Source organism: Bacillus sp. 5w2, from assembly GCF_054353775.1.
In genome coordinates this window covers 33018-56548 of record NZ_JBTIWT010000002.1, presented here as the reverse complement: position 1 = coordinate 56548, position 23531 = coordinate 33018, and the positions used below count along the sequence as shown (strand labels likewise).

General features: G+C 33.5%; 25 protein-coding genes and 3 pseudogenes. 5 read left to right on the top strand and 23 right to left on the bottom strand.

The window, feature by feature from the left end; genetic code table 11:
* Positions 1–7: 7 nt before the first annotated feature.
* From ACXY7N_RS04505 to ACXY7N_RS04475, 7 genes are all read right to left on the bottom strand, one after another.
* The gene (locus tag ACXY7N_RS04505) at positions 8–910 is read right to left on the bottom strand and encodes a DMT family transporter (protein WP_016088939.1); all 903 of its coding nucleotides are present in this window, start codon (positions 908–910) and stop codon (positions 8–10) included.
* 212 nt (positions 911–1122) lie between these two features.
* Positions 1123–2850: a methyl-accepting chemotaxis protein gene (locus tag ACXY7N_RS04500; protein ID WP_016133889.1), complete on the bottom strand. Its 1728-nt coding sequence runs from the start codon at positions 2848–2850 to the stop codon at positions 1123–1125.
* Positions 2851–2986: 136 nt separating this feature from the next.
* Positions 2987–4255, bottom strand: a complete 1269-nt coding sequence (locus ACXY7N_RS04495) for a M48 family metallopeptidase (protein ID WP_016133888.1) — start codon at positions 4253–4255, stop codon at positions 2987–2989.
* 134 nt (positions 4256–4389) lie between these two features.
* The gene (locus tag ACXY7N_RS04490; protein ID WP_000882301.1) at positions 4390–4578 is read right to left on the bottom strand and encodes a hypothetical protein; all 189 of its coding nucleotides are present in this window, start codon (positions 4576–4578) and stop codon (positions 4390–4392) included.
* Between the two features lie 12 nt (positions 4579–4590).
* Positions 4591–4890 (bottom strand): hypothetical protein, encoded by a 300-nt coding sequence (locus ACXY7N_RS04485; RefSeq protein ID WP_001006045.1) that lies wholly within the window; start codon positions 4888–4890, stop codon positions 4591–4593.
* 25 nt (positions 4891–4915) lie between these two features.
* Positions 4916–5278, bottom strand: a complete 363-nt coding sequence (locus ACXY7N_RS04480) for a hypothetical protein (protein ID WP_016133887.1) — start codon at positions 5276–5278, stop codon at positions 4916–4918.
* 1 nt (position 5279) lies between these two features.
* A complete protein-coding gene (locus ACXY7N_RS04475) occupies positions 5280–6128 on the bottom strand; it encodes a CPBP family intramembrane glutamic endopeptidase (RefSeq protein ID WP_001067969.1) in 849 nt (282 codons plus the stop codon).
* Between the two features lie 140 nt (positions 6129–6268).
* Between ACXY7N_RS04475 and ACXY7N_RS04470 the strand changes: the two genes are divergently transcribed.
* Together ACXY7N_RS04470 and ACXY7N_RS04465 are read left to right on the top strand one after the other, a co-directional pair.
* Entirely contained in the window at positions 6269–6973 is a 705-nt protein-coding gene (locus ACXY7N_RS04470) for a response regulator transcription factor (RefSeq protein WP_016133886.1), read from the top strand.
* Positions 6974–6982: 9 nt separating this feature from the next.
* Positions 6983–8725, top strand: a complete 1743-nt coding sequence (locus tag ACXY7N_RS04465; RefSeq protein WP_016133885.1) for a sensor histidine kinase — start codon at positions 6983–6985, stop codon at positions 8723–8725.
* A 171-nt stretch (positions 8726–8896) separates the two neighbouring features.
* On the opposite strand, the pseudogene ACXY7N_RS04460 reads toward ACXY7N_RS04465, so the two are convergent.
* Positions 8897–9082, bottom strand: a pseudogene (locus ACXY7N_RS04460) (VOC family protein); the annotation flags it as partial.
* A 60-nt stretch (positions 9083–9142) separates the two neighbouring features.
* Entirely contained in the window at positions 9143–10045 is a 903-nt protein-coding gene (locus ACXY7N_RS04455) for an AraC family transcriptional regulator (protein ID WP_000446848.1), read from the bottom strand.
* 137 nt (positions 10046–10182) lie between these two features.
* Between ACXY7N_RS04455 and ACXY7N_RS04450 the strand changes: the two genes are divergently transcribed.
* Together ACXY7N_RS04450 and ACXY7N_RS04445 are read left to right on the top strand one after the other, a co-directional pair.
* On the top strand, positions 10183–10668 hold the full coding sequence (locus ACXY7N_RS04450; RefSeq protein WP_098986638.1) for an RNA polymerase sigma factor: 486 nt from the start codon (positions 10183–10185) through the stop codon (positions 10666–10668).
* 5 nt (positions 10669–10673) lie between these two features.
* On the top strand, positions 10674–11792 hold the full coding sequence (locus tag ACXY7N_RS04445; RefSeq protein ID WP_016133882.1) for an anti-sigma factor: 1119 nt from the start codon (positions 10674–10676) through the stop codon (positions 11790–11792).
* Positions 11793–11833: 41 nt separating this feature from the next.
* Here the strand turns inward: ACXY7N_RS04445 and ACXY7N_RS04440 are convergent, their stop codons facing one another.
* From ACXY7N_RS04440 to ACXY7N_RS04430, 3 genes are all read right to left on the bottom strand, one after another.
* Positions 11834–12811 (bottom strand): HD domain-containing protein, encoded by a 978-nt coding sequence (locus tag ACXY7N_RS04440; RefSeq protein ID WP_016133881.1) that lies wholly within the window; start codon positions 12809–12811, stop codon positions 11834–11836.
* 225 nt (positions 12812–13036) lie between these two features.
* Positions 13037–14143 carry a metallophosphoesterase gene (locus tag ACXY7N_RS04435; protein ID WP_488592302.1) on the bottom strand — a complete coding sequence of 369 codons (1107 nt, stop codon included), beginning with the start codon at positions 14141–14143 and terminating at the stop codon, positions 13037–13039.
* A gap of 146 nt (positions 14144–14289) precedes the next feature.
* On the bottom strand, positions 14290–15207 hold the full coding sequence (locus tag ACXY7N_RS04430; protein ID WP_016088954.1) for an alpha/beta hydrolase: 918 nt from the start codon (positions 15205–15207) through the stop codon (positions 14290–14292).
* Between the two features lie 168 nt (positions 15208–15375).
* Between ACXY7N_RS04430 and ACXY7N_RS04425 the strand changes: the two genes are divergently transcribed.
* Complete coding sequence (locus ACXY7N_RS04425; RefSeq protein ID WP_016088955.1) at positions 15376–15921, top strand: TetR/AcrR family transcriptional regulator; 546 nt, start codon at positions 15376–15378, stop codon at positions 15919–15921.
* A gap of 56 nt (positions 15922–15977) precedes the next feature.
* On the opposite strand, the gene ACXY7N_RS04420 is transcribed toward ACXY7N_RS04425, so the two are convergent.
* From ACXY7N_RS04420 to ACXY7N_RS04370, 11 genes and pseudogenes are all read right to left on the bottom strand, one after another.
* On the bottom strand, positions 15978–16118 hold the full coding sequence (locus tag ACXY7N_RS04420; RefSeq protein ID WP_488592301.1) for a hypothetical protein: 141 nt from the start codon (positions 16116–16118) through the stop codon (positions 15978–15980).
* Positions 16119–16166: 48 nt separating this feature from the next.
* Positions 16167–16697, bottom strand: a complete 531-nt coding sequence (locus tag ACXY7N_RS04415; protein WP_016088957.1) for a hypothetical protein — start codon at positions 16695–16697, stop codon at positions 16167–16169.
* Between the two features lie 26 nt (positions 16698–16723).
* Positions 16724–16968 (bottom strand): annotated as a pseudogene (locus ACXY7N_RS04410) (DUF7660 family protein).
* A 26-nt stretch (positions 16969–16994) separates the two neighbouring features.
* A pseudogene (locus tag ACXY7N_RS04405) lies at positions 16995–17195 on the bottom strand (hypothetical protein); the annotation flags it as partial.
* A gap of 313 nt (positions 17196–17508) precedes the next feature.
* Entirely contained in the window at positions 17509–18513 is a 1005-nt protein-coding gene (locus ACXY7N_RS04400) for an ABC transporter permease (protein ID WP_016088960.1), read from the bottom strand.
* A 1-nt stretch (position 18514) separates the two neighbouring features.
* Positions 18515–19393 (bottom strand): ABC transporter permease subunit, encoded by an 879-nt coding sequence (locus ACXY7N_RS04395; RefSeq protein WP_016133875.1) that lies wholly within the window; start codon positions 19391–19393, stop codon positions 18515–18517.
* A gap of 144 nt (positions 19394–19537) precedes the next feature.
* Positions 19538–19720: a hypothetical protein gene (locus ACXY7N_RS04390; RefSeq protein WP_001104600.1), complete on the bottom strand. Its 183-nt coding sequence runs from the start codon at positions 19718–19720 to the stop codon at positions 19538–19540.
* A 5-nt stretch (positions 19721–19725) separates the two neighbouring features.
* Positions 19726–20316, bottom strand: coding sequence for a MauE/DoxX family redox-associated membrane protein (locus ACXY7N_RS04385; RefSeq protein WP_016088962.1), 591 nt, complete (start codon positions 20314–20316; stop codon positions 19726–19728).
* On the bottom strand, positions 20313–22118 hold the full coding sequence (locus ACXY7N_RS04380; RefSeq protein WP_016088963.1) for an ABC transporter ATP-binding protein: 1806 nt from the start codon (positions 22116–22118) through the stop codon (positions 20313–20315). Before ACXY7N_RS04380 ends, ACXY7N_RS04385 begins: the two co-directional genes overlap by 4 nt.
* A gap of 593 nt (positions 22119–22711) precedes the next feature.
* Positions 22712–22873, bottom strand: coding sequence for a hypothetical protein (locus tag ACXY7N_RS04375; protein ID WP_000073170.1), 162 nt, complete (start codon positions 22871–22873; stop codon positions 22712–22714).
* A gap of 400 nt (positions 22874–23273) precedes the next feature.
* Positions 23274–23477 carry a hypothetical protein gene (locus ACXY7N_RS04370; protein WP_016088965.1) on the bottom strand — a complete coding sequence of 68 codons (204 nt, stop codon included), beginning with the start codon at positions 23475–23477 and terminating at the stop codon, positions 23274–23276.
* Positions 23478–23531: the final 54 nt, after the last annotated feature.

The following is a 23531-nucleotide window of genomic DNA, read 5'->3' as shown; positions in this document are numbered from 1 at the left end:
TCTAAAATTAAGAAGTAGCACTTTCCTTTACCGATAATTCCTTTTCTCTTCCCTTGCGAAAAGTTAGAGCCATCCCTACAAAGATAAGAACAATCCCTACTACTTGCATACTAGTCGGTCTAAACCCGGTAAAGACTGTATCTAATAGTATTGCAACCGCAGGATCTAAAAACACTAATACAGAAATTAATCTTGTCGATAAATCTCTTAAACTGTCAAAAAATAAATAATAAACAAACCCCGTATGTATAAGTCCTGTCGCTGTGATCATCATCCAGTTCATCTCTGTTAGTCCTTGAAACTTCCCGAAGTCTACGAATGGTAGCAATAAAAATATCCCTAAAAATGTTTGTAAAAATGTCATCGCATATGCGCTCGTATGCCGAATTCCTTTTCCTAATAAAGTGGTAAAAGCATAAAATACAGCTGCAAGAAGTGCCCATACCATGCCAGATGACATAAGTTTTTCGAGCGATAGACTTCCATCTACTCCAGCTACTAAAACTGTACCGATAAAACAAATGACAATGGACATAACAGCAAACACTGTAAGTCTCTCTTTAAATACAATACTACCAATCATTAATACGATAATTGGTGCAAGATGGTACACTGAAATCGCAATTGTAATTGACATAACTTCAAAGGCTTTAAATAGAAACACCCAGTTAAAGACGAGAAATACGCCGCATGCTAATATTTGCATTACTTCTTTTTTATTCCATTTCTCACTTTTATACTGTCCTGTTACGAGCCAACATAATGCTAAAAATAGAGTCGCACAAATGCAACGAACGAATACTAATTCAAAAGACGGTAAACCTGTTTGAACAGAAAAAAATCCAATTGATCCGAAAATAGACATCGAAAGGATCATTTTTATAGCCGGCATTGATTTTTTATTGAACACCCTTTCTCTCCTCCTATAACCTACCTTTTACAAACGAAAAATCTCCAAAACATTACGTATTATTATATATTACAATCGGAAAATTGTAAAAAATTAGAATATAACAAGTGACAGCCGTACAAAATTCCCATAAAAAAATCATCCTTGTTTACATAGGATGATTTTTTTATTTATTGAGAGGAATTTCTCTATATTAAAGCTTAAATATACTACTACTTTTGAAGAGTAAATCGAGCAACTATTTGTTTTAATTCTCCTGCTGCGTTATGCATATGTTCCATTGAAACCGAGATCTCTTGAACAGATTTTTCTTGCTGTTGAATAGACTCTTTTACCCTATCAGTTCGGTCAGATGATCTTTGGGAAATTTGAGCCATATCTTCTGCAGAAGCCGAAATCTCTTCACTACTCGCTGCAATTTCATCTGTAGACATAGATACAGTTTGAATTTGCTCAGATACTTGCTGTACTTTTTCTGTAATTTTTCCAAATACTTTTTCTGTATGCAGTACCACTTGTGTACCTGCCTGTACCTCATTATCTACTGCCCCCATCATATCTACGGTGTGGCTCGTTGTTCCCATAACTTGAGTAATAAGCTTCTCAATTTGTTTTGCAGAATTACTAGATTGTTCAGCTAATTTACGCACTTCATCTGCCACAATTGCAAACCCTCTACCACTTTCCCCAGCACGTGCAGCCTCAATTGCGGCATTTAATGCTAATAAATTAATCTGAGCGGCAATACCTTGCATAACATCAATGATTTTAACAATTTCTTCTGATTGTTCTTTCATAGTCTCTACTTGTTTCACACCGCTATGTACTGAAATTTGGATTATATCCATCTGTTGAATCATTTGTTTCATTAACTTATTACCACTCTCTGCATCTAATGCTGACTGAGCAGACAATTCATTTACAGATGATGATGTATTCACTATACTCTGCATTCCTTGTGTCAACTCTTCCATCGCACCCGCAGTTTGTTCCATTGCTTGCATTTGGCTCTCTGCACCATTTGCAACTTCTTCAATATCCATCGTTATTTTCTTCGCCGCACTGCTAGATACTTCTGATGCACATACGACTCCGTCTGCATGTTGGAATAAAAGCTGAATATTATTATCTACTTCTTTCATATTTGTTCTTAACCCTGTAATCATTTCATTAAAATCACTTACTAATACACCTAATTCATCTTTAGCATTATACTCACCATGTACAGTTAAATCTCCATCTTTTGCTCTTTCCATCATACGACTAACCGTTTGTAAAGGAGCAACTATAAGCCTGCTAATAATATAACTTACTATACATATAACGATTGTAGTAACTACTACAAGAACGATAAAAGTAATAACGGATCGATCTATCATTTTTTGAGAATCTTTAAATACTTGATCAGCTAAATTTGAAACATACGATTCTAAATCCACCGCATAACCAGCTAACTCTACTCCCTTCGGTTTTAATTCCTTCTGAAATTCGTTTACCATTTGTAGCTCGTTTGTTACCTTCGCCTTTTCAAACAACTTTTTATATGTATCTATATAACTTGGCAAAGATTTTTTCATCTTCTGAAACAGCTCATCCTCTTGCTTACTTAAATTAAAGCCATCATCATATTCTTTTAATAAAGAATCATATTTTTTAAGATCCTTTTCAATATTATCAATTATCCCCTCTTTATTTGTCCCTTCATTTTGTGATACCGTAATTAATTCTAATAAGTTATATTCTAATGAATTTTGTGTACGAAGCATTCCTTCTAATAAAATTGCAGAATATTGATAATCATCTACTACAACCTCTGTATCGTGCTTAATCTTATTAATAGAATGAATTGCTACACAGCTCATAATTACCATACCTAAAACTGCTAATGAAATAAGCGATAATAATTTATATTTCACTTTTAAATTTTGTAAAAAATACATTTTTTCACCTTTATTCCTTTATATATAGATTTTTAGAATTTTATAGCTTATTATTTACAAAATCACAATAAAAAGCAATGATAAATATTCCCAATATCAAACTTATATTTCTATAAAAAAAGAAGTAGCATAATAGCTACTCCTTTTTGCTTTGTTTCTCATATTGTTCAAACGTATGAATTCTTTCGAAAATTGGTGGATGTGTGTATAAGAAAAACTTCACTAACGCAGGTGGATTCACTTGGCTTAAACTCGTTTTTGATAAATATTGAAACGTTTTTACACCAGATTCTCCATCTTTCGTCATATCTAAAGCATATTGATCTGCCGCTCGTTCTTCTATACGAGAAACATAGTTTGTTGCTGGCTGTGATGCAAACGAGAGTACAGAAGAAATTAAGAAAAATAAAGGTAAAATTGAGAAACATGCTACTTTTGAAATTTGCAGCGTATCTCCCCATTTTCGAATACACATATTTATAATACGACTAATGAGATACATACCTATAAACGATAGCAACACATAACTCGCAACACCCCAATATATATGTTTCATAACATAATGCCCCATTTCATGGGCCATTATAAATAAAATCTCTTTATCTTTTAATTGCTTAAGCGTTGTATCCCACATTACAATACGTGCGTTAGGACCAATTCCTGTCACGTAAGCATTTAACGCTTTCGTTTTTTCCGACATATTTACTTCATATACATGTTTAGCAGGAATGTCAGCTTTGTCTGCTATCGCTAAAATTTTCGTTTCTAATTCTTTATTTTTCAGCGTCGAGAAGTCGTTATACAGTGGATCGATAACAACAGGCTGTATAAATGTTAAAAAGATTGTAAATGGAACAGAGAGTGCCCACCCTGCTAGCCACCATCGCTTCGGGAATTTACGGATAAGCCATAACAGAACGGTAACTACGATTAGCATCGTCGCATAACTCTCCCAAAAACCGATAATGTGATCTTTTATCCAGCTTTGTGTACTTTGCGTTGAAATGCCGTAATCAACTGACACTTTTCGGCTAATCCATTGCATCGGCAGGGCTAGAACTGTTGTGAGTAGTGATAAATAAAAGAAATAAATCGCGACTTGCAGGACACTTATTTTCGTCGTTTCCTTCGACCATTTCTCAAACTTTCTTGAAACACCGAGCACAAGTACAAATAATAAAATAATCCATTCAAGAGGCGTCGCTAAAAAGTACAGTAAATTTTTCACGCGCGAATAATCTTGGCTTAGCGTAAGCTCTCTTGCATTCATAAACGTTTCTGGATCTGCCTTTGTTCCTTTATACATGTCCGGAATCAGTTCATGATTCCATCCAAATAAATACCAATATATAAGCAACGCAAACCCAACGTACAAAAAAAGCGACCACCCAATAACCTTCCTCACGCTATTCCCTCCTCTATGCTGCCTGTCTATTATTATTGTAAGTTCGTACATGCTAAATTAGAACAAGCTTATTACGCGAATTGCTCGAGATCCTTTTATTTACATAAAAAAACTCTTCTACAAAAAGAAGAGTTTTACCTACCTTTAGACACTTTCTTCGGTTCATACTCTGGGATAAGAAACGTACTTACAACCCAACATATTAAACCAGCGCCTTTTATATAGCGTATATATTCATAGTCTTGAAAAAATAAAGTCGTTACAATAAGCGTAAAAAATCCAATTAAAACTAGTACGTATCCTATTTGCTTCTTACATAACATAACGTGTCCCCCTTAAGGAAGTACATCCACTAATAAACTAAAATCTTGTAAAGAAAAAGTACTATATTTCATAATACCTTGTACAGCTAAAAGTAAAATAAGACCGGTCACACACATATAATTAATGCTTTCTTCACTCTTTTTTTCAGCAACTATTCCGCCGCTTATACATAATATTCCTAACAAATGGAGTGCTAAATACATAAAGAAATAAGCTTCCTCCCAGCGAAGAATAACATTGACTGTCGTTATCAGCACAATACTAAGCAAAATCAAATAAAAAAACTTATTTGATGATATTGTTTCATTCATATAATTTTATACATCCCTTTCAAATTTAGAATGAATGATGTTTCAAAGCTATAAAGTAAATGATTGTTTTCATACTATAAAACAAAAGGAAAGCCACTATTACTTTCTCGAATACTTTATGAACCCACATATACTTCTCTTCATTTTTTCTGAAGATGCGCTTCATCATTTCTTCTACAATTAGACCAAATATTAGTAAAACCCCTAACACAATAAGAAGAGAAATAATATTTTCTTTTACATGAGTACTAGAAAATAAGTAATACTCTGGAAACACAATCGTATCTACTACAGGTTGCACCCAATGACAAACGCTTTTATCACACATATCTGTAATAGACGTAGAATCTATAATGTCTTTCAATATTTTTTCAATCGTCTTCTTCATCTCATTTACTCCCCACTACGTCTGAAAAGCTTTTTTCCTGCTCTACATATATAGCTGGCATTTCTTTACTCCAATATTTGCGGTTAACAAATAAGAAGATGAGTACTAAGTTTAATCCTGTTATAAAAATAATAAGTCCTGGGAAAAAGGTCGTATAATTTGAGAAATCTGCAAAACTCATTATTTCTTCTTTATTTATTAAATAAGAAGCGCCGATTACAAATGCATTGTTTAACATGTGAATAGCAATTGGCATAAGTAAACTATTCGTACGAATATATACGATTGATAGTACAACGCTAAATACTACTGCGCCTAGGAAATCAACATGTAACAACGCAAACAACATCGCTACTACAATAATCGCTATACTCGTTCCCCATTTTGCTGCAAAGCGTTGCAGTAAAAATCCACGAAAAACAAATTCACCAATAATTGGCGCAATGAATACGACCATAATAAATTGATATACATATCCCCCTGTACTATCTATAATCGGTTCACGTAATGCGTTCATAATAAATTCCGGTGTAATCCACGCAAAGCTATACATGTACAAAATAAGATACCCGTAACTAAACACGCATAACATAATCGTAATGTATAAAACTTGCACCAGGTTAAATGTTTCATTTTTATTAACAAATAATGAAAATGAAACACGGTGTTTTCTATATTCATAAAAAATCCATATAATCGGAAGGATGTAGAATATAAGAATATTTATAAAAGTAGAATTTTGCATATGAAATGTATTTTCTATCAATTCATTACTGACTCTTGCAACTAAAGTTAATAGTGCAAATACAATTAAAAAATATCTAGCTCGCATCGTTTGAAACGGATTCACACTCATCTCCTCCCCTATGTTCTTTTATCATATCATTTGATTCTTAATTTTTTGCGAAAGAAAACCTTAAAATTTCCTTAAAAATTCCATAAATTATAGAAAGATGATATGATATTCGAGGAAATTAGGAGGGATTTTTTATGTACCAAGCAAATATTTTGCTCGTTGATGATGAAACAGCAATTTTACAATTACTAACTACCATTCTTGAAAAAGAAGGTTTTTCTCATATTACAACTGCAACATCAGCTGAAATAGCATTATCTCTCACTGAGCAAAACAATTACGATTTAATTATTTTAGATGTCATGCTTCCTGGACAATCTGGTTTTGATATTTGTCCGATTATTCGCCAAAAAACAGATTGCCCTATCTTCTTCCTCACAGCTAAAACATCTGATTTAGATAAAATATCTGGATTTTCACACGGTGCAGATGATTATATTACGAAGCCATTTCATCCACTTGAAGTAGTAGCTCGTATGAAAGCACAACTCCGAAGACATATAAAACAAGTAATGCCACATGAACAAAAAGTACACTCCAATTCATTTGGTAGATTTGAAATTGATCGATATTCCGCAGAACTTACAGTAAATGGACATGTTGTCGAATGTTCAGCCCAGCTATTTCAGCTACTACTCTTCTTTTGCGAGAATCCGAACTATGTATTTTCGAAAGAAGAAATATACGAAAAAGTTTGGGGAGCACCTGCCTATAATGGCGATGATAATACCGTTATGGTTCACATTCGAAAACTACGTGAAAAAATTGAACAAGATCCAAGTAAACCAGAATATATAAAAACCGTTCGTGGACTTGGCTACAAGTTCATTACAAAGTAGGGTGACGATATGAACTTTAATAAACGACTTATTATACAGTTTATCCTGCAGCACGTATTTGTTTTAGTTACGTTACTGATTGCTGTAGTAGCTGCTTTTACTTATTTATTTTTTCTTGTTACTAGTACTTCATATGAACCGAACATTCCAGATTCTGATAGTTTTATGATTTCAAGATATATATCTTCAGAAGATGGCGATATTTCGTTAAAAGCTGAAGTAAAAGACTTAATTAAAGAGAAAAATGATTGGATACAAGTTGTGGAGGAAAACGGAAAAGTTCTCTATCACTTTAATACACCAAGTGACGTACCAACATCTTATACGAAAATATCTTTATTCTCATATATACAGAATCAAATAGAAAGCCCTTATACATTTACATATTGGGAAATTGAATTAGAAGAAAAGAACGTACTTGTTATTTACGGTGGTATGTTAAAAAGCAATGCATTACTAAAAACAATTCAGAAAGGGCACCCTTCTGTATCTACTGATTCGTTCACATTAACAGAAGAAGAACAACAGTTACTTTCCAAAGAAGAAGCAACACTTCAAATTTTTAATAGTAACGGCGATGAAGTCTTCTCCTATCCAAATGGAAAGAAAAAAACGTTTTCCGTTATACAAGCCGCTCTTAGCGAAAAAGAACCGTGGAATCATAAGGAAAACACGTCTAGCTTTTATGACACAAATAGCAATCATCTTCTTGTTGTAACTGCAAAAAATGAGTACTACTACCCAGATGATGAAATAGACGATGTATTTACTAAAAAGTTTCTAATCGGATGCGGATTAATCCTTCTTATCGTATTTGTTTATTTAGTCATTCTTTCTATTTGGTACGGTAATAAATTTGGAAAACCGTTATTACATGCGATGCGCTGGCTTAAAAACATCGCTGGTGGAAAGTACGAAGAGCCTGTTAGTAAAAAAGGGAAACCTATCCGGTTCAGGCGGTCCGGTAAAGAAAAATGGTCATTCCGCTTGTTTCGAGATGTTACAAATTCACTAGAGCACCTCTCTATTACACTCAAAAAAAATGATGCAATAAGGCAAGTACTGCAGCAAACACGTGAAGAATGGATTACCGGTCTAACGCACGATTTAAAAACACCACTAAGCTCTATTTACGGCTACGCTTTATTACTAGAATCAAAGCAGTATAACTGGACCGATCAAGACATCCAGCAGTTCGGTAGCGTTATGAAAGAGAAATCTCAATATATGACGACATTAATTGATGATTTAAGCTTAACGTATCAATTAAAAAATAACAGTCTTCCTGCGCAGCACGTGAACATTGAAATGAATCAATTCGTCCAAAAAGTCTTATTACAATTTATTAATAATCCGACACTTCAAAATCAAAATATTGAATTCGTACCGAGCTCAAACAAAATTCAATATTTCATTGAAGAAAAATGGTTCCAGCGTATTATCGAAAATTTACTCGTAAACGCTGTAAAACATAATAATGAAACGACAAATGTCAGCGTAAAACTTTCCCAAAACGCTACTTCATTCACACTTTCTATTTCAGATAACGGAAAAGGAATGGATGATAAAACGAAAGAGCTTCTATTTGAGCGCTATTACAGAGGAACAAATACAGAAGAAAGCAACATCGGAACTGGACTTGGCCTCGCCATTACGAAACAGCTCGTTCATGCTCATAACGGAACAATTTCAATTGATAGCGAACTTGGAAAAGGAACGACGATTATACTTGTGTTCCCGTTTCATTCGTAGGAAAGGCGCTATGTGGCGTCTTTTCTTTTTTGGGTGAATGGAATCTATTCTCTCGGTAGTTCGGTGGTAAATGAAATTGTATCGATTTACCGACAATGCCAGTCTTCCTCCCCTACTATACAAAGTAAAAGTAACAATAAAACTATTAACAAATACATTTCTAAACTGTTAATTGCTTATTACTAACTCCGAACTTTTCTCATCTGGAAACTTCAATCCTATTAACGTCCAAATAGCCCCTTCTTCTAATTCTCTTTCTATAACCCAGTTTTGCTTCATTCCCATTTCTGTATAAAAAGAAACTGATTTTTCTATATCCTTCGTATGTATAGATACACATTCTAATTTTTTGAACATTGTCCCATTTCCCCCTTTATAAAAAAGCGAACCATTTCTCAATGACTCGCTCTCAATCTATTATTTTTTCTTCACCGGTATCCAAAGCTCTACTTGAGCGAACTCACTCTTATCTTCATGGCAACGCTCATCGTATAGTTCAAACTCTGTAACGCCGCAATGTTCATATCCTGAATGCGGGAACCATTCTGAGAATACGGCGTTCCACGTTTGGTGAATAGACGATACCATTTCTTCATGAGGAACTTTCGGCGTTGTAAATACTGCATATGTTGCTGCTGGGAAAGTACGCTTCGCAACTTCATTTGGTACATTTTCGAAGTCTGTAACTTCCATTCCAATAATATACGTGAAGTCCCCTGTTTCTAAATTAAAATCAGTACATAATCCAAGCTCTACCCATTGACTCGTATCTTTACGATTCGGAATTGTCGTTCCAAGATCTTTTTGTAAATATTCTTGCCAAAATACTGGGATGTCTTGATGGTTTTTCCCTTCCTTACTTGTCGTCTTCAGTTCATAACCTGCCACTAAAAATTCTGGTTTATTTACAATACGATATTCCATTTGTATGCCTCCTAAATACGGATTTAATTTTCTTTGCTTTACATTCACACTGTAATACATCGGTGTTTCAATTTCTTGTTTTCGATATTCACTTGGTGTCATTTGAAATAATTTTTTAAAGGCTCTCGTGAACGTTTCGTGAGATTGAAAGCCATGCTCAAATGCGATATCAATAACTTTTTCATCCGTATGAGAAAGTTGATAAGCTGCCCGGGCTAACCTCCTCTTTCGAACATACTCCATTACCGTATCACCTACTAACGCCTGGAATACACGATGAAAATGCGACTCAGAAAAACCTGCAATGCGAGCTAAATTACGCAGCGTCTGTTTTTCCATTACATCTTCCTCAATATAATCAATGGACCTTTGAATTTGTGTTTCATAGCTTTCCATCTCTGTTCACCCGCCTTATATGTATTATGATAAAAGAGAACGCAATCCAATTCTTGACGTTTTTTACTATAATTCCATAAAACATTGTAACTTTTTTATATGTATTTCGTTGTTATGTATGAAGGGAGGGAAATGTAGTGAAACGCAAACAATCATTAGAAGAAATTTACTCAGAGCATACGCAAGATTTATTTCGCTATCTTCTCTCCCTAACCGGAGATTCCCACTGTGCGGAAGATCTCATGCAAGAAACATTTTACCGCATGCTCGTCCATATTGACTATTATAAAGGAGAAGAAATTAGGCCGTGGTTATTTACAATTGCCTACAACGCCTTTATCGATTGGTATCGTAAAGAAAAGAAATATAAAACAACAAAGCTTGCAGAATTCCATTTACCAAACGTGCCTAGTACAGAACATGAATATTTCGTAAAACATGAGATTGCTAGTTGGTTAGACAGTTTATCTTCTCTTCCGCTCCAAAGACGAAATGTCCTGTTACTACGAGATTACTACGGATTCTCGTATAAGGAAATAGCCGAAATGACCGGTCTCTCATTAGCGAAAGTGAAAATTGAATTACACCGAGGACGAAAAGAAACGAAAAGCATAAAGGAGTGATACGGATGGGTTGTACAGCATTTAAAAAACTATGGGAGAAGTACGAAAACGGAATGCTCACGCATGATGAACAAAAGCGATTAGAAAGTCATATTGAGACATGTGAAGAGTGTGAAGCTTACTTAGATGAGTTGCTTTCGAAGAGTGAACCACTAAAGAAAAGACTACCACCAAAAAATCTAAAAGTCCCGTTTTGGAAAATAAAGTGGAAACAGCGTTGGCAAACTGTTAGTTTTGTCCTTGCGGTTTGTATAGCAATCTATTTTGTCGGTCATTTTTCGTCTTCTCTTTACTTCTATAATATGAAAAAGTTAGTCGAAGTAGATGAGATTCCAGCACTCGCACTAGAAGCAACAATTCCAAATAGTCGTTCCACTGTAGGCAGTGCAAAAATTAAACCCTTTTTCCGTACAGAAAATGAAATGAATTTAGTTAAAACGGTCGGCAAAAAAGAAATTCCAATCGGTACAGTAACAACGCGTAGTTTCTTATCATCTGTAACTGCCACAAATCAATCTTGGAAAAATAAACCCTATTCAAAAAAACTTTCCTTTGTTCATCCAAAAATCAAGGAAGATGCTTCTTTGAAAGAATCATCTAAAAAAGTTTGGGATACACTTGCAAAAGTACATGACGGAACCGTTGCTGAAGTAGCGATATCTTTCGACAAACCTTACACTTTACAAGAATTAGAATCCCTTTTATATAGCGTATTTGAAGCGCAAGAAATGCCACCAACTCCTGTATGGTACGCTTTAGACACAGGACAAGAGAGAATAGATGAGAAAGATTTCATCCTACATGGCGGAGAGGTTATCGGGTTTTCAGAACATATAAATCTCCCTGATAATGAAGAAATGCGACCAAAGACAAAAGAATATGAAGTAATCGAAATGATGCGTATTCTTTCTACACATAAAGAAACTGTAAGTAAAACTACTCGGACTCCTGAAAAAGAGCTGAACTTAGATAAGCGTTATGAGTATGTAAAAGATAACGGTGTAAAAGTATACGGCATTGTCATTACTGGCCCGTCAAAAGAGTTATTAAAATTACAAAACTCACCGCACGTTCGTTATGCGACTCTTGGAGATATTGAGGTTTGGAATTGGTTTGATCAGTAATATAAAAAAAGGAGAGCATCTAGGGGTGATGCTCTACCTTTTTAATCCGAAATCACTTTCACATACATCCCTCTCACCGCTTTTTCATAAGCGATCTCACTCATCCGTCTTATTTCTTCCGACACAACAGACGATCGAACAACTTCACCTTCCCGAAGTAATGGAGGATCAATGAGACGGACTTTATTTTTCTGATACAAATCATAGTCGTTTCTATCTTCTTTTACTTTTACATTCGGATGAACTTTGCTTAATAAACTATGTACTTCTGGATTGCTACATTGCTGCAATTTCGAAATTAGCTCATCATCTTCAAGAAGAAAATCATCTGCATGAATAACCTCTTTATGAAAAGCTAGCTTTAACGTCTTAGCTAACATATCATTTCCGTAAATATTCATTGGTTTCATAAAGAAATCGATTACTTCTTTATAGTACGTTTCTGTAAACCACTCTGCCATTTCGATACTTTGAAGGACCATTTTCCCCTCTACTGCAATGATATCCTCTAAAAATCTATGAACTTCTTCTAACGAAATATATCCGTATGTATACATATCTCGTAACGTATAATCCACACGATCTGCGCATAATTCGGGCGCTGACCTTTCCAGTAACGTCCACTTCGAATCATCTAATAAAATATCTTCATAGTTATAACCATACTTTGAAAGAATCGCTGGAATTTCTGAGTTTTTCACAACAGAACTAAATATCTCTTCATGATAACTTTCATTTCTATTCTCAAAAACGTAATCAATCACATGAGAAAAAGCAGTATGCGATACGTCGTGCAGTAAACCAGCAATTTGCTCTTCTACTGAACCACCTAGTTTTTTAACTAACAACATAACACCAACTGAATGATCAAAGCGTGTTACATTCCATTTCTCATTTATTAAGTAGCTTGCGCCATTTTGATGAGTACCTTTCAGCCTTTGCACAGACTTACTTACAATTAATTCTTCTACTACTGGATCCACTTCAAATTCTCCGTATAGTACATCTGATATAATCACTTATAATCCCCCTTTATTTCAGCCACGTTTTATAATCGTACCTCTTTTATGAAATCGACATCAACACAAATTGTAAATCTGAATATTTTTATATCAATTATTAATGTTGTATATTATACATGTCTGTTATTTGTTTTAATTCATTTGTTTTTATTGAATGCTCCTTATGTGGAGCCTTTTTTTATTTATAAAAATAGAGAGCCATTAGCTCTCTATTACATACACTTATTCAAACGTAACCTCCACCTGTACAATCTCCGACCTACTTCCGAGTCTAAGTGGTGGTCCCCAGAATCCGAAACCAGAAGAAACAATCGCGTGGAATGCACCTTTTTGTGCGTATCCCCAGTCTAGTTCGTACATTCTTCTCGTTACAATATGATTCGGTGCCATTTGTCCGCGGTGCGTGTGACCGGATAATAATAAATCGACGCCAGCATCCGCTGCTTGTTTCAATTCAAACGGCTGGTGATCCATCGCGATAACTGGCATCGTTTTATCTACCGTACTCATTAGATTTTCAAAACTTTGGCGATCTCGCTCTGTTTTATCTCTTCTTCCAACGAGATAAAAATCATCTTCAATGGTGATCACTTCATCTAAAAGAATACGAATATCAATCTTATCCATCTCCTGCAAGAATTCAGGAACCGCTCTTCCGTAATATTCGTGGTTTCCTAACACACCATATACGCCTAATGGAGCCTTCATTTGTTTCATAATTGGTCCCATATTCTTTTGAATGAATACACCTGGATGATCATCGATAATATCACCTGGCAGTAAAATAATATCAGGCTCCATCTCATTTACATGACGGACAAGTCTTTTTAAATGTGCAACGCCAGATAATTTACCGAAATGCATATCAGAAGCCATCGCAATGCGTAAGCTTTTACGTCCCTCTACTTTTTTCGGGATGTGCACCTCGTACTTTCTTACTACTGGGCTATATGCGTTGAATACCCCATATGCAAAAATAAAGATGAACGCAAGTAACACTGCCGTTCCTGTCCAAATAATTGCCGTCTCTTTCTCCATTGAAAACTGTAGAAGGAAAACTGTAATATCAGCAAGTGGCAACAACATAATCACATATTGTATGACCGCAAACCAAATTGAACCGACCGTTCGTAGAAATGGCAAAAACTTAAACACTTGCACAAGAATGTACGCATATGAAATAAAACCGACTACGAAAGCGTAATATCCCCAAGATTCCCAGCCGAACACCGCATGAAGCCAAACCCATCCGTTCCAGCCAATGTAAAACATGAGTAGTGTGTATACAATTAAAATAGTAAATATATTGAGATACCGAAAATTTTTCACTGATAGCCTCCTTATTGATTTCTTCTATTATATCTTGTTATGCACGTTTAACGTAAATATTAAGCACAGCAACCTTCACAATAAAAACCTCTAACTGCTAGATGCAAACCTAACAATTAGAGGTGCCATTCAAAACAAAATTACTTTTACAGATTTTCGTTATAGAAACTTGTTAATTTTTCAACTGCAATTGTAACTGGTTCTGGTTGGTCGTATAAATCGTAATGACTCGCACCTTCCACAACAAGTAAATCTTTTTTCTCCGAAGCTGCTTTCTCATACAGCTCATGACCATCTTTATAAGAACCGAATGCACCTTGCTTATTGCCGACAATAATTTGTAACGGTTGTGTTAATAATGTATCTGCTAAATGGAACGCATCAAAACCAATTACCGACCCCATGCTCGTAAAGTTTAACTTATTTGGAGAGTTAACACTTCGCCCTCGCGGTGTTGTATAATACTCAACTGCTTCTACAATATCTATATCCGTCATACCTGCTGCCTTTAATTCCTCTTGATTTTTAGGAATCCAGTTTGTAATCATCGCCTCTGCTCCGCGTGCTTCAGCGGTACGTTGTTTACCGATAGCCTCTAAACCCCCGATTGGATCAGCTTCACGATTTAATCGGCCGATATTTGCACCAACAACTGTGCCAACTGCTTTAATACGGCGCTCCGTCATTGCAGCACTTACCGCATATCCTCCGCCCGCACAAACACCTAACACACCGATACGTTCTTCATCTACATAAGGAAGAGTAGTTACATAATCTACCGCTGAGCGAATATCTTCGACGCGCGCAGCTGGTTCTTCCATATATCTCGGTGCCCCTTCACTTTCACCTTGATACGATGCATCAAACGCAAGCGTTACATAACCTTGTTCTGCTAATTTCTCCGCATATAATCCTGCTGTTTGATCTTTACAGCTACTACCTGGATGCACACAAACAATCGCTGCATTTTGTTTCTTTTCCTCAGCACCTACAGGAATATTTAAAATGCCTGCAACTCTTAATCCTCTTGCATAAAAATGAACATTTCTCTTCGTAACTGCCATATATAAAACCACCCTTACTTTATTTTTCATTTACACTTGTGAGAGTTAATACTCACGTGTATATTTATAATAAAGCGAGCAACCACTTGTTTCAATGACCACATTTACGCATTTGGGTGATAATACACACATAACGAAATATGTGTATCAATACCGGAGGAACATCATATGGAGAAAATCGATAGAAGAATTATAAAATCACAAAACGCCATTCAATCCGCATTTATCGAAATGTTAATTGAAGATGGCTTTGATGAAATTACAGTAAAAAACATTACAGAAAAAGCGAACATCGGAAGAAAAACTTTCTACCTACACTACCTAGATAAATACAATTTATTAGACAAAATTGTGGACGACCATTTAAATCAATTAAGAGAAATATGTGATATAAAGCAAACAAAAGGCTATATAGAAGGAACTATCATATGGTTTGAATACTTCAAAGAACATAAACCATTTTTTACATCGTTATTTAGAAGCAACAGCACATTATCATTTCAGAAAAAGTTCCTAACGTTCATCATGGGTGAACTAGAGAAAAAATTAAATACAAATACCTCATTAAATAAAAACATTGATACACACATCGTTTTAAAGTTTTTAGGAACCGCTGTCATGGGCATTTTGGAATCTTACGTGTTGGATGAGATTGATAATGATGTTGAGTACGTTGCGAAGCAGGTTGGGGAGTTGATGAGGAGGAATATATAACGGTTATGAAAAAGTGCACCCAGATTGTTGGGTGCATTTTTTACATTTTAACGCCTTTATTTTAATCCGTAATATTCCTCGATATCATCATCCAAATCATCCCATGCTACACACATGATTGGATATGTTTCTTTTGATGGTACTTCTATATTTTTATGTACGAGGTGAATACGTTCTTTCGGATCAATCGTCTTCAAAAATACCTACTCCTGATACATACATTTTTGTACCTCAACTTGGTAGATTTATAATAAATTAAATGCCCCTTCACTAGGATAAACCTGTATATAATCTTCCTCATCATTCACATAAGCAATCTTCACACCATCTAACAACTGCTGGTTTTTCAATTCCTCTAGCGTTGTTTGCAGCGCTTTATCAACATCAATTACAAAAGTAAATATGTTAATTGTCACGCTACCAATATCTCCACCATCACAATGTCCATTTCCAGACCAGCCTAATGCTTCATCCATAACCTCTTGAACTTGATGGCGCTTTTCCAATGCTTCTTCCAACTGATCGTCTGCATACTCATATTGCAAAACAAATTCTATCAATTCTTCCTCATCGAGTTTCTTATACCCATCTGCTAACTGTTCATCTGCTAAGTCTTTCATTTCTTTTTCAACACGCTGAAATGGATAAAGTTCTATTTCATACATTTCACCTGTATCACCAACACAGCCACAATGTACAATTAAAGTTTTCTCATCTTCTCCCCATACTTCCCAGTACAACATTTTATCTTTTTCTTGCTTAATCAGTTTAATCATATAGTCGCCTCATTTTAAAATTTTCATTACTCATAAAAAGATCCAACTAGTAATACCATCGCTTAAAAATTCCATGAGGCATCTCTTCACCTTTATTTTGAAAAGCACCATCACAATCATTTAGCCATGCTTCCATCGATTCTAAGTAATCTGCTAACGTTATATTCTCCCAATCTCCTTGATTTTCTTTGAAATCTTTTTGAAGATAAAATAAGAATTCTACTAGTTTTTCTTTTGAATCTACACCATCAGCTAAATCGTAAATATCCATTTCGTTACTCCTTCTATCTAATACATTTAGCTTTCTTTCCATATCACTATCTCGACATTATACTCATTTTTTAAAAAAGAAAATGCACTTCTCATAGACTCATTTACTACAATAAGGCTAGAATGAATTAATCCTCTTTGAGCCTCATCATATCCAATGAAATGTAATACTTCTTTTGTATATAACATGAAATCTTCTAATTCTATTTGCACACCAAAGTCCCAATTTTATAACTATATCCTCCAGCATCAAGAATCGATCCGGTACTTGAAATGTTGTAGAATCAAGGATCAGAATACGTTCAACGGAAGCAGAAAGAGCAAGAGAGGTAGTAGCGATATAACCCTTCAGGAAAATAAAGACAACTTTTGATTTTGATGCATATTCGTAAAAAGCACGTTACTATTCTCATTAACATAAGAAAATAGTAACGTGCTTTCACCTTCAAGAATAGTCTCAATCCTTAAGTTATGGATATGTGATGGTACCTCTTATAGAAAAGGTTAGATATACCTCTGAATATACCTAATCCTTTCTTTGCTATTTGTCATCATAGAGTGTAAATGAATTAGCCGGGAGTTGTTGTGTAAAATTAGGAGTATTGAGTTGTTCTATTGGTTCTTGAGATGTTTGTTTCATGTGTCGTTTTTCAAATGCTAATTGTATCCTTTGTAGCATAATATGTGCTGTAATAATAGTCAGGATGAAAAATGTAATAGGAACCATTGGAATCCAAGGTTGAACAGAGAGGGAACGAAAATAGAGACCAATTAAACCTGACCATTCATTGCTAACTGACTCAGCTTCATTTCCGTAGAAAAGAATTGTACCACCAAAAAATAATTCTAAAATACCAAAATGAGAGAAAATGATTAAAGTTTGTACAAATTGTTGCATCATGACAATGATTAGAATAGGAAATATATTTGGAAATATGTGTTTTATAGCGAGATGAAATTTGCTTCCTCCTAATATTGTAGCAGCTTCTATAAATTCTTCGTTCAGTATCTCTTTTGTCTCTTTTGCAAAATAAAATATAAGAACGGGTAAAGCGAGAATGACTAAGACTATGATTTCAAAGGATGCTCGTTCAAAGAAAGAGGGAACTGGAGACCCGTTTTGAAAACGCAATACTGTATCAAGAATAAAGTAACCAATGAGGGTCATTGGAACAACTGTAAAACAATCAAAGAGAGCTTCAAGTGTCTTAAAACTTTTTCTTACATAAAAAGCGAAGAATAATCCAATTGCTAGCCCGATAAATGTTCGTAGAAATGCTATCAATAACGATATACCAATGGTCCATTTCGCTCCATCTACTACTCTATGTAATAAATCAAATCCCTTCATATCCGTACCTAACAGAAAAGTGAAAGAAGGGGGAAATGGTGCCGCTTGTACATTACCACTTTCATCATATAGAATAGATGTTTGGCGAACTTTCCCATCAAAGAATATGGAATTTCCAATGCTTACTATGATTAATAGAAGCAAAAAGGATATACAAATTATGAAATACTTATCTCTTTTTAAATGGGCCCACATGTTAAGATTCTCCTTTCAGTTCATCAGGTATGAAAATATTGAAAAGCTTAAAGACAATAAAGATAGGAATGTAAATTAAAAACAATGTAACGCAAAATATTTCAGGTGCTGGTTCTAATTCGGTATTATACGTTTTTAAAAATGTGAAAATACCTTGAACATTGAGTAAGTATTCAATAATGTATAAATTAGATAACATATACCAAATATTTGTTTTTGAGAAGTAGAGAGTACTTAAAAAGACGTTTCTTAGAACGTGACGATTGAGAATATAAAACGTGTCAAATCCTTTGGCGCGTGCTAGCAAGGTATAATCTTTTTGTAATTCATTTTCAAAACGTAGCAATAGTAGTTTGTTAAACATAAGAATAGTTGGAAAACTTAAGCAAATAATTGGAAATAGTAAGATTGAGTTGTCTTTTGTACCAGCTATATTTGCGATTAAAAAGTTTGTCTGTTTATAAATCCAAACGACAAGTAATTGGAGACACAAAATAATAAAAATATCGGGAATTGCTTCTAATAGTAAAAAAAATGATTTTATTCTTTCTCTTTTTTTTACAGGGAGTAGCAACAAGGCATAAACAGTCATAAAAGAAACTAATACGGAAATAAAAAGAGCAGCTAAAAAGATAATAACCGTGTTTCCATATTGAATTAGAATTTGAGGAAATAGGGGTTTTGCAAATTTCGTGTAAGTTAATGGATCCCACCCTATTAATTTAGAGGTGACGTCCGTAAGTGTGTGCAGGTAATTGTTAAAGTCAATCTTCATCCCAATAAATAAGTGCGGTAATGTGCCGATAAATATAATGATAATAAACGATAAGAATAGGTGGAACGGTATCGTTAAATATGTTTGTGCAGAAATTTTTTTCATGTTAGCCTAACCTTTCCTATAAAGTGAAGCTACCATCAGTAGAGATTCTCTACTGATGGTAGCCTAATGAACTAGTTTTTACAACAAATTCAGGAAAAAGAAACACTTCATATACTTGAATTGACAGGGGAAAAATTTTATTTATTAGCTTTTCATTAACTCTTCTTTGTTTATCTCCATATTTGTCTTAGCAGAATTTTTAAATTCGATTATATTTACTTGATTTTGGAATTTATTCAAGAAGTCTGTTACTAACCTAATTAACAAAAAGAAAATAATCATTTGGATAATCATGCAAGCCCAAAGTAAATAATCCGTCCAGTTCATATCTTTCACTCCTTTATTTGTTTTGTAAGATATAAAAAATGATTCATACTACGATAAATTGTGAATGTTGAGTTTAAAATTGCTATTAATAAAACTAAGAATGTTGATAAAAGTATAGAGAAGATTCCATTATGATTGAAAATTAGTGATATATCCTTTTCATATATAAGAAGAGATTGCAAGCTGAAAAAATCTGTTTCATTTTTAATAAGGAAAATAATTAATCCTACTAAAAAAATATTGCGAAACACTAAAGTCCAAGATAAGTTATGATCTCCTACAATTCCACCACATCCGCAAGAAATATTGGTTCTCTTCCTATATAAATTAACAATGATTCCTATTGTATACATAATTAATAAAAGTAAAAGTATAGCGCCTACCCAAAGCTGTAATAATCCTAGAATGAGTGAAATGGAACAAATTAACGCAAGGCTTACTTCCATCCTAGAAAAGAATTTTATGAATTTTTTGGGGAGGATTTTATATTCCCCTACAATGACAACGTGTTTGCTAAAATGTAATAGTTTACTAATAGAGGACGATAGAAAAAGAGTACCTATTAATATCCTTAAAATTAAGATAATTTCATTCATATTAAAACCTCATCAAGTTTATTTTGATATAGAGTTGCTTGGGTTGTGTATAATTCATAGTATTTCCCTTTTTTTAGGAAGAGCTCTTCATGAGTGCCGAACTCAACTAATTCACCATTGTCTAATACAACAATTTTATCTGCTAATTTAGCTGCAGACATTTTATGAGAAATCATAATTGTAGTTTTCTGGTTGGTCAGTAATTCAAATTTATCAAAAATTTCTCTTTCTGAAATAGGATCTAACGCAGCAGTTGGCTCATCTAGAATCATGATATTACCATTTTTAAATAACGATCGAGAGATTGCTAATTTTTGCCATTGACCTCCTGAGAGCTCTTCACCCTCTTGTAAAAATCTCCCTAATGGAGTGTTGTATGCATTCGGGAATAGTTGGATATCTTCATGGATTCCTGACTGCATAGCTACATTTTTTAGTTTTTCATCATTATTTATTTCGGAAACATTACCAAGAGCGATATTTTCTCTTATGGTTAAATGGTACTGAATAAAATCTTGAAACATTACTGTCGTGTGCTCTCTTAAAGAATGTAATTGAATTTTGTTAATAGGTATATTATCAAAATATATATTTCCAGATGTAAGTGGATATAGTCCAAGCAGGCATTTTATTAATGTAGTTTTTCCAGATCCATTATGACCGACTATTGCTATCTTTTCATTAGGTAATATAGAAAAAGATACATTTTGTAAAATTTTATTTTTATTATTAGGGTATGAAAAAGATACATTTTCAAAGCGTATGCCATATTGTAAAACACTAGGAAATGGTACTTGTTCATCGGTATTTATTTCATCCTCATCTAGTGAATCGATATAATGAAAATAGTCATATATATATAATACATCCTCATATAATTGAGCCAAATTAGCTGAAATGTTATGTAATGCATTTTGTGTATTATGTACTGCTTGTCCTATAGAAACGAAGTCACCAATTTTAACAGCAGATTTTTTAATGAGCCAAATAATAATTCCGGCCGAACCGCAATATGAAAGAGCTACTAGCAAATCTAAGAATATTTCCGCTTTACTTTTGGTTTTTAAGAAATTTAAAGAATAACTCATATTTTTATTATATTTTTTTTCCCATCTTTGTATGAAGTACGTATGTAGGTTAAAAATTCTAATTTCCTTAATCGTATCTTTTTGCATTAACAAGTTCTCTATATAATTTGTCTCCCTTAAGAGGGGAGTAGTTTTTTTTGTGAGTTCAAATCCTTGTTTACCAAGATATGATTTTATGAAAAGAGCTGGAAAAAAGGTAATACTAGCAACTACAGCTAAACTCCAATGAATAGAGAGTAAAAAAATAATTAAAGATGAAATGGTTATTAAAGATTGTGCAATTAAAAATAAATTGTTAATTGGTGATAGTAGACGTCTACCAGTATTTGATTTTATTCGATTGGTATAGTTATAAAAATCAGGATTATCAAAATATGAATACGGTATTTTAAATGTCTTATAAGCAATTTCTTCAGTTAAAAATTTAGTGAGCTTAAAGCGCATATTTTCGTCAATATAATACTGTAATTGTTTAATGATAGTTTCAATTAATAATAGCAAAAATTGTAGTACAAGCAGAGTAATAGCTAATGTATAATTTTTATTTTCACTTGTAATGATGGTGGATACATTGTTAACAAGTTCTTTTGTAGTCCATATTGTAGCCACAGGTAACATCCCTAAAATAATCATGAATATGCTAGAAAAGCAAAACCAAATCTTATTGAGTTTCCAAATTAGTTTAATAGTTCTTAGTATGTAAGTAATGAACATATAAAAAACCCTCACTTTTTCTTCTTTTAGAGGACATTGTCAGATATTGGAGAAAACTTAGTAATATTAGCTTCAGAATTGATACGTATAAATGTCGGGAAAACAAATATTTGTAATTGTTTTTTTTGAATCTCAGATAAAGGAAATATCGGAATCTTACAATGTGCTGGAATACTATTATTAAATTGATTGTATAAATCTGGGGTTTCGGAATATAAATATATTATTAGGTTATGTGATTTGTGCTTATTTTTATGAATAATTTCATTTAATTTTTCATGACATATTTTACATGATGCGGCCATTAACAAGATAATAGATTCATCATGGGTGGAGTAGGAATTTGGTAATTGTAATATATTACTAATATCTTTTTTTATTAAGGAGTTTGATTTTTTCTGAATAAATTTTGGTTTGGGTAATAGAGCGAGCGCTTTTTTCAACTTACTAATTTGTATAAGTAGAACTAATAGAAAAAGTAACCATATGAAAAATAGTAGAAGATATATAATCATATTAAACGCCTTTCTATCTTTAATTTAATAGGATTCAAAGCTAAGAATTTTATATTCTTAGCTTTGAATTTTACACTTTTAGCAACAACCAACAGCAACAAAACGTCCGTTACCATAATGACGAAGTAATGTGCGACGGCTTGTACCACAATAACTATCATAGTCACAGCCTTCTTCATAATATTGTGGACCAACAACCTCATTTTTTACCCCAAATAATTTTGCTAAAACATTACTCATACTAACAACCCCTTTGTAAAGTATTGGTAATACATTACAAATTTTAACAATAAAAGACAGAATATTCAATATAAATAAAATTTTATCAAGTTTTTTAGTTTATAGCACATTAATTATAAAAAGAACCCATTTCACAATTATTTCTTTTCCTATTTGCCAGTTTTTCTAGTAGAGAAGACGTTAAATTACAGCACAGTTATTAAAAAAATAGTTATAATTCATTTTGAATAGAAAGATTTATAAATTTTCTCAAGTTTTTTCAGCTTATAGCAAATTAATTATAAAAAAGAATCTGGTTCACAATTGTTCTTTTTCTATTTGTTAATTTTTACAAATAAAAACATTGAATTAAAGTGGAATTCTTCAAAAAATAGTTGAAATTCATTTTGAATAGAAGGATTCATGCAGTATGAACTTTCCTTTCTAAATAATCGATAGAATACGAGCTTGATGGATCCACTAAATCACCTATCGCACCTGAAAGATGATCAATGACTTGCTGCAAAATTTCTAAGTTTTTTTTCTCACTTTCAGCGTTCATTTCATCCATAATGTCACAAATAAGATATTGCACTCTCCGCAAGCGTAATTCCTTTTGCTCCACGTATATCTCCTCCTTATTAGTCATATTACGGTTTAAATATATGGGGTTATAGCT

Excerpts from the sequence above, each read along its gene's own strand:
- ACXY7N_RS04500 (WP_016133889.1), bottom strand. The coding sequence starts at position 2,850 with ATGTATTTTTTACAAAATTTAAAAGTGAAATATAAATTATTATCGCTT.
- ACXY7N_RS04490 (WP_000882301.1), bottom strand. The coding sequence starts at position 4,578 with ATGTTATGTAAGAAGCAAATAGGATACGTACTAGTTTTAATTGGATTT.
- ACXY7N_RS04485 (WP_001006045.1), bottom strand. The coding sequence starts at position 4,890 with ATGAATGAAACAATATCATCAAATAAGTTTTTTTATTTGATTTTGCTT.
- ACXY7N_RS04480 (WP_016133887.1), bottom strand. The coding sequence starts at position 5,278 with ATGAAGAAGACGATTGAAAAAATATTGAAAGACATTATAGATTCTACG.
- ACXY7N_RS04470 (WP_016133886.1), top strand. The coding sequence starts at position 6,269 with ATGTACCAAGCAAATATTTTGCTCGTTGATGATGAAACAGCAATTTTA.
- ACXY7N_RS04465 (WP_016133885.1), top strand. The coding sequence starts at position 6,983 with ATGAACTTTAATAAACGACTTATTATACAGTTTATCCTGCAGCACGTA.
- ACXY7N_RS04455 (WP_000446848.1), bottom strand. The coding sequence starts at position 10,045 with ATGGAAAGCTATGAAACACAAATTCAAAGGTCCATTGATTATATTGAG.
- ACXY7N_RS04445 (WP_016133882.1), top strand. The coding sequence starts at position 10,674 with ATGGGTTGTACAGCATTTAAAAAACTATGGGAGAAGTACGAAAACGGA.
- ACXY7N_RS04430 (WP_016088954.1), bottom strand. The coding sequence starts at position 15,207 with ATGGCAGTTACGAAGAGAAATGTTCATTTTTATGCAAGAGGATTAAGA.
- ACXY7N_RS04425 (WP_016088955.1), top strand. The coding sequence starts at position 15,376 with ATGGAGAAAATCGATAGAAGAATTATAAAATCACAAAACGCCATTCAA.
- ACXY7N_RS04415 (WP_016088957.1), bottom strand. The coding sequence starts at position 16,697 with ATGATTAAACTGATTAAGCAAGAAAAAGATAAAATGTTGTACTGGGAA.
- ACXY7N_RS04400 (WP_016088960.1), bottom strand. The coding sequence starts at position 18,513 with ATGTGGGCCCATTTAAAAAGAGATAAGTATTTCATAATTTGTATATCC.
- ACXY7N_RS04395 (WP_016133875.1), bottom strand. The coding sequence starts at position 19,393 with ATGAAAAAAATTTCTGCACAAACATATTTAACGATACCGTTCCACCTA.
- ACXY7N_RS04390 (WP_001104600.1), bottom strand. The coding sequence starts at position 19,720 with ATGAACTGGACGGATTATTTACTTTGGGCTTGCATGATTATCCAAATG.
- ACXY7N_RS04385 (WP_016088962.1), bottom strand. The coding sequence starts at position 20,316 with ATGAATGAAATTATCTTAATTTTAAGGATATTAATAGGTACTCTTTTT.
- ACXY7N_RS04380 (WP_016088963.1), bottom strand. The coding sequence starts at position 22,118 with ATGTTCATTACTTACATACTAAGAACTATTAAACTAATTTGGAAACTC.
- ACXY7N_RS04375 (WP_000073170.1), bottom strand. The coding sequence starts at position 22,873 with ATGAGTAATGTTTTAGCAAAATTATTTGGGGTAAAAAATGAGGTTGTT.